13 protein-coding genes and 1 pseudogene are annotated in these 16974 nt (G+C 61.2%); 9 read left to right on the top strand and 5 right to left on the bottom strand.

The window, feature by feature from the left end:
* Positions 1–675: 675 nt before the first annotated feature.
* On the bottom strand, positions 676–2208 hold the full coding sequence (locus ACM62G_RS07395; RefSeq protein WP_419736945.1) for an NACHT domain-containing protein: 1533 nt from the start codon (positions 2206–2208) through the stop codon (positions 676–678).
* Between the two features lie 778 nt (positions 2209–2986).
* Positions 2987–4276: a hypothetical protein gene (locus tag ACM62G_RS07390; RefSeq protein WP_367237398.1), complete on the bottom strand. Its 1290-nt coding sequence runs from the start codon at positions 4274–4276 to the stop codon at positions 2987–2989.
* Positions 4277–4563: 287 nt separating this feature from the next.
* On the opposite strand from ACM62G_RS07390, the gene ACM62G_RS07385 reads away from it, so the two are divergent.
* Entirely contained in the window at positions 4564–6060 is a 1497-nt protein-coding gene (locus ACM62G_RS07385; protein WP_419736944.1) for an AlkA N-terminal domain-containing protein, read from the top strand.
* Positions 6057–6554, top strand: coding sequence for a methylated-DNA--[protein]-cysteine S-methyltransferase (locus tag ACM62G_RS07380; protein ID WP_054058026.1), 498 nt, complete (start codon positions 6057–6059; stop codon positions 6552–6554). Before ACM62G_RS07385 ends, ACM62G_RS07380 begins: the two co-directional genes overlap by 4 nt.
* Positions 6555–6658: 104 nt before the next feature.
* On the opposite strand, the gene nadC is transcribed toward ACM62G_RS07380, so the two are convergent.
* A complete protein-coding gene (gene nadC, locus ACM62G_RS07375; protein WP_054058027.1) occupies positions 6659–7507 on the bottom strand; it encodes a carboxylating nicotinate-nucleotide diphosphorylase in 849 nt (282 codons plus the stop codon).
* A 369-nt stretch (positions 7508–7876) separates the two neighbouring features.
* Here nadC and ACM62G_RS07370 point away from each other — a divergent pair, with 369 nt between their 5' ends.
* The 6 genes and pseudogenes from ACM62G_RS07370 to ACM62G_RS07345 all read left to right on the top strand — a co-directional run bounded on the left by ACM62G_RS07370 (position 7877) and on the right by ACM62G_RS07345 (position 14310).
* The gene (locus tag ACM62G_RS07370) at positions 7877–10099 is read left to right on the top strand and encodes a DUF1631 domain-containing protein (RefSeq protein ID WP_419736943.1); all 2223 of its coding nucleotides are present in this window, start codon (positions 7877–7879) and stop codon (positions 10097–10099) included.
* Between the two features lie 82 nt (positions 10100–10181).
* Positions 10182–10745: a 1,6-anhydro-N-acetylmuramyl-L-alanine amidase AmpD gene (gene ampD / locus ACM62G_RS07365; protein ID WP_054058029.1), complete on the top strand. Its 564-nt coding sequence runs from the start codon at positions 10182–10184 to the stop codon at positions 10743–10745.
* Entirely contained in the window at positions 10742–11584 is an 843-nt protein-coding gene (ampE, locus tag ACM62G_RS07360; RefSeq protein ID WP_273824759.1) for a regulatory signaling modulator protein AmpE, read from the top strand. Before ampD ends, ampE begins: the two co-directional genes overlap by 4 nt.
* A 194-nt stretch (positions 11585–11778) precedes the next feature.
* Positions 11779–12918: pseudogene (locus tag ACM62G_RS07355) on the top strand (HAMP domain-containing protein); the annotation flags it as partial.
* A gap of 144 nt (positions 12919–13062) precedes the next feature.
* Complete coding sequence (locus tag ACM62G_RS07350; protein ID WP_419737496.1) at positions 13063–13776, top strand: methyl-accepting chemotaxis protein; 714 nt, start codon at positions 13063–13065, stop codon at positions 13774–13776.
* A 150-nt stretch (positions 13777–13926) separates the two neighbouring features.
* Positions 13927–14310: a hypothetical protein gene (locus ACM62G_RS07345; protein ID WP_419736942.1), complete on the top strand. Its 384-nt coding sequence runs from the start codon at positions 13927–13929 to the stop codon at positions 14308–14310.
* Here ACM62G_RS07345 and ACM62G_RS07340 read toward each other — a convergent pair.
* Both ACM62G_RS07340 and cra read right to left on the bottom strand, forming a co-directional pair.
* On the bottom strand, positions 14285–15076 hold the full coding sequence (locus ACM62G_RS07340) for a TatD family hydrolase (RefSeq protein WP_419736941.1): 792 nt from the start codon (positions 15074–15076) through the stop codon (positions 14285–14287). The genes ACM62G_RS07345 and ACM62G_RS07340 overlap by 26 nt on opposite strands.
* A gap of 2 nt (positions 15077–15078) precedes the next feature.
* Positions 15079–16074: a catabolite repressor/activator gene (cra, locus tag ACM62G_RS07335; protein ID WP_054058034.1), complete on the bottom strand. Its 996-nt coding sequence runs from the start codon at positions 16072–16074 to the stop codon at positions 15079–15081.
* 493 nt (positions 16075–16567) lie between these two features.
* Between cra and ACM62G_RS07330 the strand changes: the two genes are divergently transcribed.
* Positions 16568–16909 carry a hypothetical protein gene (locus ACM62G_RS07330; protein ID WP_419736940.1) on the top strand — a complete coding sequence of 114 codons (342 nt, stop codon included), beginning with the start codon at positions 16568–16570 and terminating at the stop codon, positions 16907–16909.
* Positions 16910–16974 lie beyond the last annotated feature (65 nt).

The following is a 16974-nucleotide window of genomic DNA, read 5'->3' as shown; positions in this document are numbered from 1 at the left end:
GGCTGCGTTCAGCTAGCCTATTAGCACTAGGTCGATTGATCTCGGCCCCTCCAAACACGACATCGGCAAGAAGCAAGCGTCGTTGCAATGCGCCGATCACGTCAGCCTCAGGTTCATCAATAACCTGTACGATTTTCTCGGCTTCAGACCGTCTGGTGTTCCGCGCAATCAAATCGCTGAACACGCTTCTCCAACGGAAGCTGCTTGCATTCGCTCGCACAAAACTCAAGATCGTTTCAATTGGCCAGCCGTGTATGTGGACGGATGCCAAATACTCCTCCAGGCTAGCATGCACAAAACCTACCTCCTCGCGCCCTTTTTCAACCAGCAGGCCCATGGTCTCTGCGTTAACCGCAAGGATCTCGTTGGCGACTTCAGAAGCCTCGCGAGCCGTGTAGCAATATCCCTCGGGGTCAGTTAGAAATTTTTTTATGCACTTTCGAGCCAGTTGAAGAGGATATCCCGCGTCTCCCCCCTCCATTCGAATTTCAAACGCAAGCGCTGCGAGCGCCTCCCTACGGATGTCGATTGGTGCCGCAGAGGAAAATCGCGGACTGACGTCCCCTGCCGCAGTGGCTCGGCTAGACGGATGAACCTCCAACAGCAGATCAGTCAACTGGCTCAACGCCTGTACCTTGTTGATTGGCAATACCAGTTGCCGAACGGCCAACGCTATCAATCCCAGCAATAACAGCGGCGTCTCCGCGAGCGTGGCCAACCCACGCCCTTTATCAAGTTCTTTAAAGAATCGCTGAGTTTGCCAAGTGATTGACTCTTGGTTGGAAGATTGATCGTTGCTGGAACCCACGTTTCGCGAGAACCACGTCGTGGCGATTTCCCTTTGCTGTGTCTTAGAAAGCGGCGCCAGTAGCCCCACTGCCCAGCTGTCTGGAATCCCCCCGATTTTTGAAAGCCCCCCGGTCGGGCGCTGACGACCGCTGGAATGTTGTGAGCGGACACAATTGTTAGCATTGCAAGCAAGGTTGTGCGTGCTGCCTGCTCGTTGGCCCATTCGTCTAGCCCATCGATAAGAAGCACTACGCGTGATTCATCAATAGCCTGATCAATTAATGCGACGAGATCACCGGTTAACTGAGGCTGCCAAGTCGCGCGGATTAATTCTTTGATACCGACAGTTCCGGTGTTTGCTTCACTAAGACGCACCCATTTGGCGAAGGAAATGAATAGTGGTAAATTCCGACCCCAACGTTTCGCAACTTCAGTAAATCGCCCCTGCTCACCAAGCAGATCAAGCGCTAGGCACCGCAGCACAGTACTTTTTCCACTACCGGCATGCCCGACGACAGCAATTTGATCGGATTCTGCCAACCAATGCAAAATGGGAGTGCGACGGTAATTTTCCGCCTGACGGCTTTCTTCTTTTTTCAGCGGCGAATGTGCGTCAGGTCGCTGTGGTTCGGACATGAGAGCAGTCGATGCCTCACCTTGGTTAGGTGCCGCCTGGCTCACGACGGTTTCCTTCAGCAGAACGTCAGGTGCTGAGAAGCGGTCAAGTAGTGAAATCAGAGCTTGGGGCCGATCGGAGAAAGGCGTCGGAGCATTCACTGGAATCCGGTCCAGCAGTTCGAAGCCGCCTTGATAGACGCGATGAAGTTGCGTCCTAATTTTATGTAGCTCGCTACCGTCAAGCCGCAACAGTAACTCGTGGCTTACCGTGTCACCAAAAAATGCCTTCGCGCACTCACGTCCAAAAAACTCCAGCACAATGTCTGGATGATTTCGCAACACGACGCTCAAATCATGGCCACCAAGCACCCTAAGGGTTATTCCCCGAGCGCGAAACACTTTGGCTTGCTCTTCAATCGCGTTCTGTAGCCCGATGTCATCCACTGGACATTGCACGGCGATGTAGAAGATATCAGTCCTTGCCGCCCAGCCACCGGCTAGGAACGTCGTACAGGCTTTTTTTACATCTCTCTGGGTGTACTTTGCGTAGCATTTCGCTTGCCAGGAGTCATATCTGCCGTTGCGCTTTCGAGCAAAAATGTCTATGCCTTGCTGCGCTTGTCCTGCCCTTCCATATAGGCTATGAGATTCGATATCAGCTTGTTTTCCCGCCAATCGATAACATAGCTTTTCAAAGTTCTCCCAGCGTAGCTCACTAAAAGGCAACGCCTGCGCTGCAGTCCGAACTGAGGTAAATGGAGGAACATGGCTGGCTGGGGCCGTGATTGCAGTTTCGGTCATTTCTTAGGATCCATGTGCTGGTGCGACTCTTATCATCGGCGCCGGGGGTTGTGCATCATATTGTGCATTCAAGCCTGAGGCACAGTAGCTAGTCATGATGTGATGGAAGCATCTGATGCCATGCTCAAACTCCGTTCCTGGAAAAGCCTCGAGCTACTCCCTTGGGGGCGGAACCGCGAGAGTAGACGCCGTGGCATCACGCCATCCTATTGACGGTCACGTGAAAATGGCAACACAGTGTTGGCATTTACCGGCCTGCTCACATTCCCAGGGCAACCATAAAAGGTCGTAAAAGCGCTCTCGTGATCTGTTAGCTTGACCATTCAAGATGGGGGTAAAGCCGGCTTTTAACACACTGCTTGTGTGTTAATACCCAGAATGGCTCCGTAACACCGTTACACGCGACGATCAGCTGTTACACCTAGCGCTCATAGCGCTATTTCCTGCATAAACACATATAAATCAAATGGTTAGAAAATTTGAAACACTTGATACACCTGAAACCCCTTCAGGTTCGGCTACGAATCTAACCCGCGCCCAGCCATTAGCGACACCTCCAGCGAGATACGGCTTTGTGCTGGTTATCGAGTAGGCTTTACCGGGGGACCCTGTGGAAAACGATGTGACACGGGGCTGGAAACCCGCGGCTCTTCGTTAGCGAGTGTCCTCCCAGCTTAGTGAACCGGTGAACGCGGTGAACTCCAGTGAATTGTGCAAATTTTTGAACATCAAGCGCGATCCTTACGGTGCTGGTAAGGATCGCGGTCGAGGCCGGCTATCAGTCTCGACCCAAGTCAAAGGCGAGCAAGGAGATAGTCACTTTACGACCACTGTCTTGGGGGAGGGAAAATACATAGCGGTCGCTCGTTTCATCCAAGCTGACCGGTCCGCTGAGATAGCGGGGATGACTTTTCACTAGGTCCCGCATTTTCTGGACCACTGCTGTGAAGTCGGCATTTCGGTTGAACATGACGATTGCCGTCTTGGTATCACGCCATGTTAAGTAGCTGAGCAATTGGTCAATGGTTGCTAGAAAGCGTTTATCTCCACCCCAGATCTTGAACTCAGCTACAAAGAGGTTGCCCTCTTCATGGCGTATGAGGACGTCCGTTTTACCTTGATAGTTGAACGCCTCCCCTGTCGCTGTGCCGAAATGGGCATTAAGTGGTACCAGGAATAGGTCCCTGAGCGATTCTTCGTCTAGCTTCCTCGTTCGCGATGAGCTTTGCTCAATGCTCCGACCAGCTCCACGAACCAGGCCAAGAATTGTTTCATACTGCTTCATATCAAGCGTTGGTTCGGGTGGAGTTGCTGGAGTCATCGGCGGGAGCTGTGGCACGACTTTTTGCTTGACCGTTGGCGGGATATAGCTGCGTGCATCCCCAGCCTTTTCTTTCAAACGAATGCCCAGCCCAGATAGCTTTGAAGCATTTTCCTTTTGGGCGAGTAGCTTAGTGCGGCGGGCGTCTATCTCTGCTCTTACGGCATTCTCGATTTGCTGCTTGAATCCAGACCACTGGCGGCGATGCGATTCTAAATATTTTTCAATGGACGCAAGCGTCGAATCGAGTTCTGCCTTGATGGTCTCAGGGGTTAGCGAGCGATCGGCTATGGTGAAGGCCAAATGTTGCTTGCGAACCTGGGCGCGAGGAGGATTGAAATCGAACGAGCTGGGACGCAGCTTAAAGATATCTGCTTCCCCTTGAAAAGGGACCTCGAAGTCGTACGCTTCACCAGGAACAGATCTCATCTGCCTATCCCAGTGATCCCAGACCTCCACCTGCCGCTCATGCTGAGATGCAACGATCTCATCTCGAAGGAGAGTGGGAATCTCAACGTCGTATTTTTCTACAAAATACTGGACTAAAGCCTCGACATCAGTCTCCAAGAGCCTGCGTTCCGGCAGCTGGCTCACCTCAGTGCATGCGGCGTTTATCTGGGCTGAGATTGAGTGCGAACCATCACCGTCGTTAAAAAGGTAATCCCTTACTTCCCTACGGTTCATCAGCGTACCTTCTGGTGTTATCAAAGTGCCATCGAAGGTAGTCGCGATTTTGATGCGAATCAACGGTGGATCGGGTAGGGGGAGCAAGGCTTCCGAAATTCAGTGCGTGAGTCGGCACATCTCAAGGTGGATTTTCTTTTAGGGATACGTTTAGGGATACGCCGCGATTGCTTTACCTGTTTTTGCCATATTTTGCTGGTTGAAATGGTAGTCTTTCGACTCCTGTCTCCAGCCTCTCCAAACCGGCCATCAGGCCGGTTTTTTATTGCCCGGCATATTTTGCGACACCTGCGCTCATTGCTGTCCGAAAATGGCGAGTATGCCCCCATGCCCGGTGCTAACCTGCGCCCATGAACAGGACAACCGCTGCGCCATTTCCCACTGCCGATATCTGCGAGAAGGCTCGCCTGAGCCGCGATGCGCGGTTCGACGGGGTGTTTTTCACCGCCGTGCTCAGTACCCGGATCTATTGCCGGCCGGTCTGTCCGGCGCGACCGCCCAAGGTCGAGAACGTGCAGTACTATCCCAGCGCGGCGGCTGCCGAGGCCCTGGGCTTCAGGCCCTGCCTGCGCTGCCGGCCGGAGCTGGCGCCGGGCAACAGCGTCTGGCTGCACGGCGAGCACCGCGTGGCGCGGGCGCTCAAGCTGATCAACGAAGGCTTTCTCGCCGAGCATTCCCTCGACGAACTGGCCGCGCGCCTGGACGTCGGTGCGCGGCAATTGCGTCGGCTGTTCGTCCAGCACCTCGGCGCTTCGCCGATGGCGGTGCATGCGACCCAGCGTCTGCTGTTCGCCAAGCAACTGCTGACCGAAACCGCCCTGCCGATCACCGAGGTGGCGTTGGCTTCGGGCTTCCAGAGTCTGCGTCGATTCAATTCGGCGTTTGCCGAGGCCAACCATGTGGCACCACGGGAGTTGCGACGCAAGCCGCCAGTCGCCGCCGGCAACGCGCTGGTCCTGCGCCTCGGCTATCGGCCGCCGTACGACTTCCAGGCGCTGCTCGCCTTTCTCGCCGGCCGCGCCTTGCCGGGTATCGAGGTGGTCGAGGGCGACCGTTATCGCCGGGTATTCGGCAGCGTCGAATCGCCCAGCTGGTTGCAGGTCAGTCCCTGGGCCGGTGACGCGCATGCCTTGAAGCTGGAGTTGTTCAACGTACCGCCGGCGCAGATGCTGCCGGTGGTGATGCGGATTCGGCGGATGTTCGACCTGGATGCCGACCCGCAGGCGATTGCCGCCACCCTGGGCGCCAGTTCGGTGCTGGCGCCGTTGGTCGAGCGTTTCCCCGGGCAACGCCTGCCTGGCGGCTGGGAGGGTTTCGAGGTGTCGGTGCGGGCGGTCCTGGGGCAGCAGGTCAGCGTCGCGGCGGCACGCACGTTGGCCGCGCGCCTGCTGAGCCGTTTCGGCAGCGTCCTTGAAGCACCACCGGCGCCTGGGCTGGACCGGCTGTTCCCGACGCCGGAGCAATTGTTAGACGCCGACCTGGGCGCGATCGGCGTCATTCGCGCCCGTACCGCGACCATCCAGGGCATCGCCCGGGCCCTGCTCGAGGGGCGGGTGGATTTTCGCACCGAGCAGCGCCTTGAGGATTTCGTCAGGCGCTGGGTCGCCTTGCCGGGGATCGGTGAATGGACGGCCCATTACATTGCCATGCGGGTGCTCCACCACCCGGATGCGTTTCCCGCCGCGGACCTGATCCTGCGCCGGGAAGTGGTGACGGACGGCCCGCCACTGAGTACCCGGGCCCTGGAAGCCCTGGCCGAGGACTGGCGCCCCTGGCGCGCCTATTCGGTCATGTACCTGTGGCGCCAGGCCGTGGAGTCGGAATTGATACGCAGGAGCCAAAAATGACCACAAGCCGGATCTACTACGACGTGATTGCTTCACCCATCGGGCCGATGATGCTGGTTGCCGATGACGACGGGCTGCGCGAGCTGCGCTTCGAGCTGGACTACCGGCCGCAGACGCCGCTGGAAGGCTGGCTGCATTCGCCGCAGAAGCTGGCGCCGGTACGCCGGCAACTGGAGGAGTACTTCGCCGGTGAGCGCCTGGCGTTCGATCTCAAGCTCAACATGCTCGGCACCGAGTTCCAGCGCGAGGTGTGGGACGCGTTAGTGACGATTCCCTACGGTGGCGTCACCAGCTATGGGCAGATCTGCCAGCAGATCAACCGGCCCAGGGCCTCACGGGCGGTGGGCGCGGCCAATGGGCGCAATCCGGTGCCGGTGATCGTGCCCTGTCATCGGGTGATCGGCAGCAACGGTACGCTCACCGGCTTTGGCGGTGGGCTGGCGGCCAAGCAGTGGCTGCTGGAGCACGAGGCACGGCACTTTCAGTTGCATTGAGGGCCGATGGGTTCTGTACCTGTGGTCCCGGGCGAGGCTTGGGGCCCTATTCGCGGGCAAGCCGCGCTCCTACAGGGATGGGCGGCTCCCAAGGCTGGATCGGCTCAGAGACTCAAGCGCATCGATAGGTCCACCGCCTTCACATCCTTGGTCATCGCGCCGATCGAGATGTAGTCCACGCCGGTCTCGGCGATCGGCCGCAGGGTGCTTTCGTTGATGCCGCCGCTGGCCTCCAGCTTGGCCTTGCCGGCGTTCAGGCGCACGGCCTCGCGCATGTCGTCCAGGCTCAGTTCGTCGAGCATGATGATATCGGCACCGGCCGCCAGGGCTTCCTTCAGTTCGTCCAGGCTCTCCACCTCGACCTCCACCGGCTTGCCCGGAGCGATCTTGTGCGCCGCGCTGATGGCCTGGGCGATGCCACCACAGGCGGCAATGTGGTTTTCCTTGATCAGGAACGCATCGTAGAGGCCGATGCGGTGGTTGTGGCAGCCGCCGCAGGTCACCGCGTACTTCTGCGCCAGGCGCAGGCCGGGCAGGGTCTTGCGGGTGTCGAGCAGTTTCACCGAAGTGTCGGCCACCAGGTCGGCGTAGTAGCGCGCATGGCTGGCGACGCCCGAGAGCATCTGCAGGAAGTTCAGTGCGCTGCGTTCACCGCTGAGCAGCGAGCGCGCCGGCCCTTCGAGGTGGAACAGTGCCTGGTTCGGCTTGACCCGCTCGCCGTCGCGTACCTGCCAATGCACCGCGACCCGCGGGTCGAGCTGGCGAAACACGGCATCGACCCAGGCGGTGCCGGCGATGGTCGCCTCGTCACGGGTGATGATGGTGGCCTTGGCCAGCCGTTCGGCGGGGATCAGTTGCGCGGTGATGTCGCCGCTGCCGATGTCTTCGAGCAACGCACGGCGCACGTTGGCTTCGATTTCGGCGGTCAGGTCGGCGAGACGTAGATTCGGCATAACGGGCTCCACAAACAAAGTCTCCCGATTATAGGGCCCAGGCGCCGGCCAACCCAAGGCGCGCCCATCGAACGCCGCCCGTTGAACCGACATTTTGTCGTTTTGCGTGAGCGTTTTTACGTCTCCGGCGGTCTACACAGCGACAGGGTGAAAAACGAGTTGCAGAGTTCGCTGGCAAAAGTGACATCTTTTGCAAGATAATATGACTTGTAATTGACGTCATAGCTTTGACGTCTCTGTGATTCCCCGATTATCGATAGCCGACAGTGGTCTTGGGCTGGTGTCGGAGCGGGTCGCCGGCGATAGCGCCGCGACCGCGTACCCAACGATTGTTTACGCTGGATCAAAGAACCGCAGAGGGAGGCTTGGATGCACAACGACGGGAAGGTAGTGCCTTTGCACAAGGCCACCGACGAACGAGCGACGCCGTCGCCGCTCGCCCGTTTGCCCGTGGTTCTGCTCCAGGTGCGCGACAAGGCGGCCCAGCAACTCCGGCAGGGCTTGCAGGCGCTGTTCGACAATGCCGACGACACGCTGTTCGAAATGGCCGACAAGGCCCTGAACAACGTTGACCAGAACACCTTCTTCGAAGCCATGCGCGACCTGCGGCTCAAGCGCAAGCACATCGAGCGCGGCTTTCACGAGCGTTTTGCCGACGCTTTCGCCGCCCTTGGCCAGTACGACGTCCACGAGGTGGCCCTGGCCGCGCCGATGTCCTACGACAAGCTGGCGCTGGTGCCGAATGACGAACTGGAGAAAACCGTTGCACTGGATGCGATGGTCGCCAAGGTCCTCAGTCGGGACGGCCTGGCCCTCGGACAGTTGACCGCGCGCCTGAACGTACTGATCACCCGGCGTCTCGACGACCAGAGCAACCCCATGGGGCCGGCGATGCTCTGCGAGTATTTCCTCGAGGCCGGGCGCGACCTGGGGGTGGAGATCAAGGTCAAGCTGATCATCCTCAAGCTGTTCGAGAAATATGTCCTCAGCGACACCGATCACCTGTATGCCGACGCCAACCAACTGCTGATCGCCACCGGTGTGTTGCCCGAACTCAAGGCCGCCCCGGCCCGGCGCGCCTCCGATCGTACGGCGGCGAATGCGCGGGCCCGCGACGCCGAGGCCGAGTCGGCCCGCCCGGGTACCTCGTCCCTCGACGCCAGCGTCCAGGAAGTGTTCTCGGCCCTGCAGGACCTGTTGCAGCATGTGCGCGGCAGTGTCGCGCCCAAACTGGATGCGGGGTCCGAGATCCAGCCGATTTCCACCCGCGACCTGTTGCGGCTGCTTTCGCATCTGCAGCAGTACGTGCCGGCCCAGGCCGCGACGGATGACTTCGACCTGCGCAACCAGCTGGAGCAACTGCTGACCCGGGTCAGCGTCAAAAGCGGCAAGTCGCGGGTGGTCGGCGGGATGGACGAGGACGTGATCAACCTGATCGCGATGCTCTTCGAATTCATCCTCGATGACCGCAACCTGCCGGACTGCCTCAAGGCGCTGATCGGCCGCCTGCAGATCCCGATGCTGAAGGTGGCGGTGCTGGACAAGAGCTTTTTCAGCCGCGGCAGTCATCCGGCGCGCCGCCTGCTGAATGAAATCGCCTCGGCATCCCTGGGCTGGGGCGCCCGCGACGACTACCAGCGTGATGCCCTGTACCTGCGCATCGAGCAGATCGTGCAGCGGCTGTTGAACGACTTCGTCGACGATCCGGCGATCTTCGCCGAGCTGCTGACCGACTTCCTCGCCTTCACCAGTGACGAGCGCCGCCGCAGCGAACTGCTCGAGCAGCGCACCCGTGATGCCGAGGAGGGCCGGGCCAAGGCCGAACTGGCGCGCCAACGGGTCCAGGAAGTATTGAACGAGCGACTGTTGGGCAAGACCCTGCCCGAAGTCGTGGTGCGCCTGCTGCAGGAAGCCTGGAGCAAGGTGCTGTTGCTGGTCTGGCTCAAGCACGGCGAGCAGTCCGTCGAGTGGCGGGCCGGCCTGCAGACCATGGATGAACTGATCTGGAGCGCCGATCCGCAAGGGGTGGCCGATGCGCGGCTACGCCTGCTGGATCTGGTGCCCGGCCTGCTCAAGGCGCTGCGGGACGGCCTGGCCAGTGCGGCGTTCGATCCGTTCGCCACCAGCGAATTCTTCAGCCAGCTGGAGAGCCTGCATGTCCAGGTTTTCCAGCGCCTGGCCAGGCAGAGCGTCGAGCCGGCCAGGAACGAGGCGGAGCAACCGGCGATGGTCGAGGTGCTCGAGGAAATCGTCCTCAGTGCCGCCGATGGCGGTCATCGTGAAGAGCGTACGATGGAGCTGCCGGAAGACGATGCCGGCCTGCTGTGGGTGCGGCAATTGCGCATCGGCAACTGGGTCGAGTTCCGCGAAGACGAAGAGAATGGCCAGCGTTGCAAGCTGGCGGCGATCGTCGAGCCGACCGGCAAGTACATTTTCGTCAACCGTACCGGCATGAAGGTGCTGGAGCGTACGGCCCGGGGGCTGGCCGTCGAGTTCCGCCGCGGTGCGGTCCGCCTGCTGGACGACACGCTGCTGTTCGACCGGGCCCTGGCCTCGGTCATCGGCAATCTGCGGCGGCTGAAGACGCGCTGAGGTTTTTCTGCGCGGGCGCTGCCCATCAAGGCCGCTCTCACGGCATACTGAGGCGGTCGCTTTCATCCTCGAAGGAATCTGTATGCAGCTGGATCCCGCCACGGGTTGGTGCCAGGCAGTCGTTCACTGCCCGTCGCCCAACTTCAATGAGCGTCCCGAAGGGGAGGTTTCCCTGTTGGTGATCCACAACATCAGCCTGCCGCCGGGGCAGTTCGGTACCGGCAAGGTGCAGGAGTTCTTTCAGAATCGCCTGGATATTACGGAACACCCTTACTTCGACGGTATCGCCCACCTACGGGTGTCTGCGCATTTTCTGATTGAACGTGACGGCAAGGTCACGCAGTTTGTCTCCTGTCTGGAACGGGCCTGGCATGCCGGCGTGTCGAGTTTCGAGGGGCGCGAGACCTGCAATGATTTTTCCCTGGGCATCGAGCTGGAGGGCACCGATGATCTGCCTTTCACCGAGGCGCAGTACCATTCGCTGATTGCCCTGACTCGCCAGCTCATGGCGACGTACCCGGCCATCACGCCGCAACGGATCTGCGGCCACAGCGACATTGCCCCGGGGCGCAAGACCGATCCGGGCGAAGGCTTTGACTGGGGGCGTTTTCGCGCCGCCCTGCTGGAAAAAGGAGAGTCGCAATGAGTTTTCTGGTGCTGCTGCTGGCGGTGTGGATCGAGAAGTTCTCGGCCTTGCGCCAGCGTGTCCAGCGTGACGGTGCCTGGCTGGCCGAACTGGCCCGGCTCGAGTCCAGCCCGCGCTGGGCGAAACGACCCTGGGTGATCCTCAGCCTGCTGGTGCTGTTGCCGGTGGTCCTGCTCGGCCTGCTGCTGATGGTGCTGCAGCCGGTGGCCTATGGTCTGCTGGCGCTGCCGGTCCATCTGCTGGTGGTGGTCTACAGCCTGGGTCGTGGTGACCTGCTGGCGGCGCTGGGACCGTTCCGCGATGCCTGGCGGCGCGGCGACCTGCAGGCCGGTGTGCATGTGGCCCGCCGCGACATGAACCTTACCTGTGCCGAAAACGGCGAAGAGTTGCTGGAGAAGGTCCAGGGCTATCTGCTGTGGCAGGCCTACCAGAGCTTCTTCGCGGTGATCTTCTGGTACTTCCTGCTCGGGCCGGTCGCTGCCCTGAGCTATCGCCTGCTGGCCCTGGCGGCGGAGCACAGCCAGAACCCGGCGCTGGCCGAACGTGCCACCCTGCTGCGCCATGCCTTCGACTGGCTGCCGGTGCGCCTGCTGGCGGCGAGCCTGGCGCTGGTCGGCAACTTCGTGGCGGTCAGCCGGATCATGTTGCACGAACTGCTCAACTGGGACATCAGCGCCCGGCAACTGATCGAGAAGGTCGGACGGGTCGCCGGGGAAGTACCGACCTCGGCGGAGGGCCCGGATGGCGTTTCCAGCCTGGACAGCCTGTGGGAATTGCTGCTGCGGGCGGCGGTGCTCTGGTATGCCGGGTTTGCCCTGTGGACGGTATTGATTCGCTAGCGGTCGGTGTCGTCCACCCCAGGCTCACCTACCGGGCCTGGTTAACCTTAAGTTACAAAACTCCCTTTCAAATTACGTTATACAGGCAGTAGCTGCGGATACTGGCTATATGCCTGTGCCGCTGCCGCCACTATAAAAATAATAGGAAAGGGAGCGTTCTAGTGAAGAGTCTGCTATTTCCCGCCGTCGCCCTGATGAACCGCCTGAGCTTCGGGAAGAAGTTCAGCCTGATCAGTGTGCTGTTCTTCGTGCCGATGCTGGTGACCAACTTCTATCTGGTACGCGATTCCTACCGCGAGTTCTCCGCCACCCAGGTCGAACTGCAAAGCCTGGATCTGCTTGGCAACAGCCTGACCCTGCTGCGCGACCTGGAAACCCTGAACAACCAGGTGCAGATCAATGCCGTGCTCGGCCAGTCCGGCAAGGCCGGGGATCTGGAAGGGCGCATCAGCCAGCTCGAACAGAGCGTGCTCGGCCGCCTGCAAGGCCTGACGGCGGTGACCGGCGACCCGGAACAACTGGCGCTGTTCACCGCCAAGCGCGACGAACTGATCGCCGCGTTCAAGGCCCAGCAAGGGGAAACCTCCCTGCAGAGCAAAAGTGCGCTGATCGAAAAGCTGCTGGGTAAGGCGCAGATCTTCAGCAAGATCGTCGCCAGTCAGTCCGGGCTCAGCCGCGATGCCCAGGGCGACCTGCGCCAGTTGAGCGAACTGGTCACCGGTGTTACCCCGCAAGTCACCCAGACCCTCGGCGAGGGGCGCGCCATGGGGGCCTATTCCCTCGGCCAGGGCTTCCTCAATTCATCCTCGAGCACCCGTTTCGACGAACTGCTGCAACAGATCGAGAAGCTGCAAGCCGAATATGCGCTCAAGCTGCAGGATGCCCTGGGCGGTAGCCGCAACGCCCATGCCGCTCTGGATGCATTGGCCAACGCCAGCCAGGCCTCGCTGAAAAAGGCCAGCGAACTGTTCGAGGAGCAGGTGGTGATGGCCGAAACCCTGGAAGCGCCCTGGCCGCCGTTCTACGAGCAGGTCAGCACGCTGATGACCCGGACCTATCAGCTCAATGACGCGACACTGGCGTATTTCGCCCAGGAACTGCAGCAACGGCTGGAGCACAAACGCCTGCAGATGCTCCTGCTGGTCGCGGCACTGGCGGTGGTGTTTCTGTCGATCGTCTACCTCTACGGCGGTTTCTACGCCTCGACCCGCACGACCCTGCGGCGCCTGGGCCAGATGATGGACAAGGTCGCGGCCGGGGACATGACGGTCAATTTCGTCGCCCACAGTCGTGATGAACTGGGGGAGTTGGGCGCGGTGTTCAACGGTACCGTGGCGAAGATCCATGACCTGATCGAGCGGGTCGGGCAGACTGTCGGCGAGGTCGAACGCCAGGCCGGGCAGGTGGAGTCGGTGTCGGCCCGCAGCAACCAGGCGGTGGCCGGCCAGCGCAGCCAGATCGAACAGGTCGCTACGGCCATGAACCAGATGTCGGCGACCGCCCAGGAGGTGGCGCGCAGCGCCGCGGCAGCGGTCAGCAGTGCCCATAGTGTCAATGACGAAACCCTCAACGGTCGGGCGCTGGTGGAGTCCCAGCAGAGCTGCATCGCCCAGTTGGCCGGCGAGATCGATCAGTCGGTGCAGGTGATCAACCAATTGGCGATCGACAGCCAGTCCATCAGCCAGATCCTGGAAGTGATCAAGAGCATTGCCGAACAGACCAACCTGTTGGCCTTGAACGCCGCCATCGAGGCCGCGCGCGCGGGCGAGCAGGGCCGTGGTTTTGCCGTGGTGGCCGACGAGGTCCGCACCTTGGCCAGGCGCACCCAGCAATCCACCGAGGAAATCGAGCAGATGATCGGCAAGCTGCACGGCGGCGTCGGCGCGGCGGTCAAGGCCATGGGCGTCAGCCACCAGATGGCCGATGGCACGGTGGGACAGTCGGAAAAGGTCCAGCTCGCCCTGGAAAACATCCTTGGCGCCGTCGGCATGATCGTCGACCAGAACCAGCAGATCGCCGCCGCCGTCGAGCAGCAGACCGCCGTGGCCCACGACATCGACCTGAACATCGTCGAGATCAACCGGGCCGGCGAGCGCACTGCCGAGGGGGCCCACCAGACCGAAAGCGCCAGCCGGCAATTGTCGGCCCAGGTGGTCGAGCTGAAGCAACTGATCGGTGCCTTCCGGGTGTGAGGCTTGGAACAGGCTGTAGTACTTGATTGCTTGTCTTGTAGGCAAAATCCTGTTTTCTTTAGCGGCCGACCTTTCTGCGCAGGATGAGCGAAAATTCGCTGATCCAGTTTCACCGACCGCTCGGGAGGAACCGCTTTGAAGGAGACGCGCATGGGCATCAACGGGGTGTGTGCCCACTGTAATGGCACCTTCCCCCTCAGTGCATGGCACCTGAATGCAATTGCCATCAATGAGAGCTTTGCCTGCCGTTGCTGCAACAGGCCGCTGCAACTCGATTGCCCGCAACAGTTCAAGCGCTTCAAGGCGCTCGATGCCCTGTCGGTGCTCAAGGCCAGCATGGTCGTGCTGATCGGGGCTTCGCTGCTGGTGGCTCTGGTCTGTGAGTGGATCGGGCTGATCAGCCTGGTGGAGCAGCTCAACTTTTCCTTGCTGGCGCTGCTGTTGTACTTCGCGACCCTGCGCTACGCCCACGCCCGGCAACGGATGACCCTGATCCTGCAGCCCGCGCTCAGGCCGGATTCGTCGACCAGTTGAATACCGCGCAGGCATTGGCGGTACTGGCGGCCGCCAATGCCTGCGGGCTGATGCCCATGAGTTCGGCGAGGGCGGCGCAAATGGCCGGCAGGTGTTCCGGGCTGTTGCGCAGCCCGGGGTACATCACCGGGGCCATGTCCGGCGAATCGGTTTCCAGCACCACGGCCTCCAGCGGCAGGTCGGCGATGACCTTGCTCAGGCGCCGGGCCTGCGGCCAGGTTCCGGCACCGCCGAGGCCGAGCCTGAAGCCCAGCCTGAGGTATTCCCGGGCCTCCTCGCGGCTGCCGGCAAAGGCATGGATGATGCCGCCCCGGGCCAGGCGAAAGCGCTTGAGCGTGGCGATGGTCGCGGCGTGGCTGCGCCGCACATGCAGCAATGCCGGCAGGTTGAACTCCGCGGCCAGCTGCAGTTGCGCCTCGAACAGCGCCTGCTGGCGCTCGCGGTCGAGCTGCGGGAGAAAGTAGTCCAGGCCGAACTCACCCACTGCGCACAGTTGCGGGTGACCGGCCAGGCGGCCCAGCCAGTCGCGCAGAGCGCTCACGTCATCCGGGCGATGATCGTCCAGATACACCGGATGCAGGCCGAGCGCCGCATGCAGTTGCCGGTCACCCTGTACCAGCTCCCAGACCCGCTGCCAGTTGTCCCGGTAGACCCCCAGCACCACCATCCGCCCGACGCCGAGGGCGCGGCTGCGTTCGAGCAACGCGTCGCGGTCGGCGTCGAAGTCCGGAAAATCGAGGTGGGTGTGGGTGTCGATCAGTTCCATGCTCAAGCCTCGCGGATGCGCTGCTTGAAGGTCCGGGCGATGGCCTGGACGCCGGGTTGGTAGTTCTTCTCCTCGATGGCGGCCAGGGCCAGTTGCAGGGCTTTTTCCGCGATCAGTTGATGCTGCTGGGCCATGGCGTTTACCGGCAGCGGCAGGAAGTCCAGCAACTGCGTGTCACCGAAGGTACCCAGGCGCAGCGGTTGCGGGTTGAGCGGCTGGGCCTGCAGGGCATCGAACACGCCCTGCAGCAGTACGTAGGAGGTGGTGACCAGCGCATCGGGCAGGTGGCCGAGGCGCTCGACCAGCGCCTGCATCAACTCGCGGCCGCACTCGCGGCTGAAGGCTTCGCCATGCTCGATCAGCACCTCGCCGGCGAAACCGCCCAGGGCGTCCTGGAAGCCGGCGGCCCGCTGCTGGCTGATGCTCAATTCGGCGCGGGCACCGATCAGGGCGATATGTCGGGGCTTGGGTTGCAGCAGGCTGCGGGTCAGTTGCAGGCTGGCCTGATGGTCATCGCTGACGACCGAGCAGAAATGCGTCGGCTGCATTTCCCGGTCGATAGCGATGATCGGCAGGCCCAGCTCCTGCAACTGGCGATAGCTGTCGTCCTCCTCGGGCAGGCAACTGGCGACGAACAGCCCATCGCAACGCCGGGCGCGGAACAGTTGCAGCAGCTCGCGTTCGCTCTGCGGGTCATCGTCGGAACTGGCGATCAGCAGTTGATAGCCGCGGGCCCGCGCACCTTGCTCCAGCAGCTTGGCGATGCGCGCGTAGCTGGGGTTCTCCAGGTCCGGCAGGATGAAGCCGAGGGTGCGCGTCTTGCGACTGCGCAGCCCGGCAGCCTGGGGGTTGGGGGTGAAGCCATATTGCTCGACCACTGCCCGTACCCGTTCCACGGTACTGCTGCTGATGCGCTGTTGCTCGGCCTTGCCGTTGATGACGTAACTGGCGGTGGTAACCGACACCCCGGCCAGTTGGGCAATATCACTGAGTTTCAAGCGGATGATTCCTTGTTAGCTGTAGCTCGCTGGCTGCATGTTGGCTGATCCTATCCTATTTTCGGCAGGTGGCAGTGGGAAGGGTGCCTGCTGTGGGGCGGCTCGGGAATTGGACCTGGGGCGTCGTCGTCCGGGCGGGGCCGCTGGGGCAGGGGTTCTGGCCGTTTGTAATGCGAAGAAATAGCTTTCAAAAAGAACTTATATTTCCTACGTGTTTTTGGCGTGGGAGAATATTGAGTGCGCTCAGTGCCGTGTCTACATTCCCGGTGTCGCTGCCAAATCAGCGATACGGGTTTCGCAGCCCGGTATTTCAGTCGGGCGCACAGCGCCGCGTAATGCGGCTTTTTCATGTCTGCTTTATGGCGGGCTGTGCGCAGGAGGCTTATGCCTGCCGGTTTTTTCCTGACTGACCGGTCTGCGAACCTGCGTACAGTTCGCCACCCTTGTGTCGCAGCGAGCGTGGAGATCCCCTACAACAGTCAGGAGATTCACCGTGGCCAAGAAAATCACCCCCGATCCGCCTCCCGTTTTCGACGATCCCGTGAAACCCCAGCGGCCCGATGCGGCCCGCTTGCTTGATACCCTCGCGTTGACCCTGGCCAGAACCGTCGAACCCGCCGACCCACTCAAACCCACGCTGTTTGCCATTCAGCCCGGCGTCACGGCCCACGACGCGCTGAGCTACGTATCGAAATTGCTGGAGGTCGCCGAACTGAACGGTGACGAAATCGGCCTGCATGCCAACCCGGTGGAACGTACCCTGTTCTGGGGCATGCTGCACTCGGTGGAAATGGCGAGGGCGGTGGTGGATGCGTTGCTGGAGGGGGCGGCTTAGCGGTTAAGCCCTTGCGGCCCTAAAAGCTTCGCGGATAAATCCGGCTCCCACAGGATAGGCGGCGT

Source organism: Pseudomonas sp. COR18, from assembly GCF_048568395.1.
GTDB lineage: Bacteria > Pseudomonadota > Gammaproteobacteria > Pseudomonadales > Pseudomonadaceae > Aquipseudomonas > Aquipseudomonas fuscovaginae_B.
This window is presented reverse-complemented; position numbering and strand designations above follow the sequence as displayed.

Bases quoted from the DNA above. Each gene is read 5' to 3' on its own strand.
- ACM62G_RS07395 (WP_419736945.1), bottom strand. From the start codon at position 2,208: ATGACCGAAACTGCAATCACGGCCCCAGCCAGCCATGTTCCTCCATTT.
- ACM62G_RS07385 (WP_419736944.1), top strand. From the start codon at position 4,564: ATGAACAGGACAACCGCTGCGCCATTTCCCACTGCCGATATCTGCGAG.
- ACM62G_RS07380 (WP_054058026.1), top strand. From the start codon at position 6,057: ATGACCACAAGCCGGATCTACTACGACGTGATTGCTTCACCCATCGGG.
- nadC (WP_054058027.1), bottom strand. From the start codon at position 7,507: ATGCCGAATCTACGTCTCGCCGACCTGACCGCCGAAATCGAAGCCAAC.
- ACM62G_RS07370 (WP_419736943.1), top strand. From the start codon at position 7,877: ATGCACAACGACGGGAAGGTAGTGCCTTTGCACAAGGCCACCGACGAA.
- ampD (WP_054058029.1), top strand. From the start codon at position 10,182: ATGCAGCTGGATCCCGCCACGGGTTGGTGCCAGGCAGTCGTTCACTGC.
- ampE (WP_273824759.1), top strand. From the start codon at position 10,742: ATGAGTTTTCTGGTGCTGCTGCTGGCGGTGTGGATCGAGAAGTTCTCG.
- ACM62G_RS07350 (WP_419737496.1), top strand. From the start codon at position 13,063: ATGAACCAGATGTCGGCGACCGCCCAGGAGGTGGCGCGCAGCGCCGCG.
- ACM62G_RS07345 (WP_419736942.1), top strand. From the start codon at position 13,927: ATGGGCATCAACGGGGTGTGTGCCCACTGTAATGGCACCTTCCCCCTC.
- ACM62G_RS07340 (WP_419736941.1), bottom strand. From the start codon at position 15,076: ATGGAACTGATCGACACCCACACCCACCTCGATTTTCCGGACTTCGAC.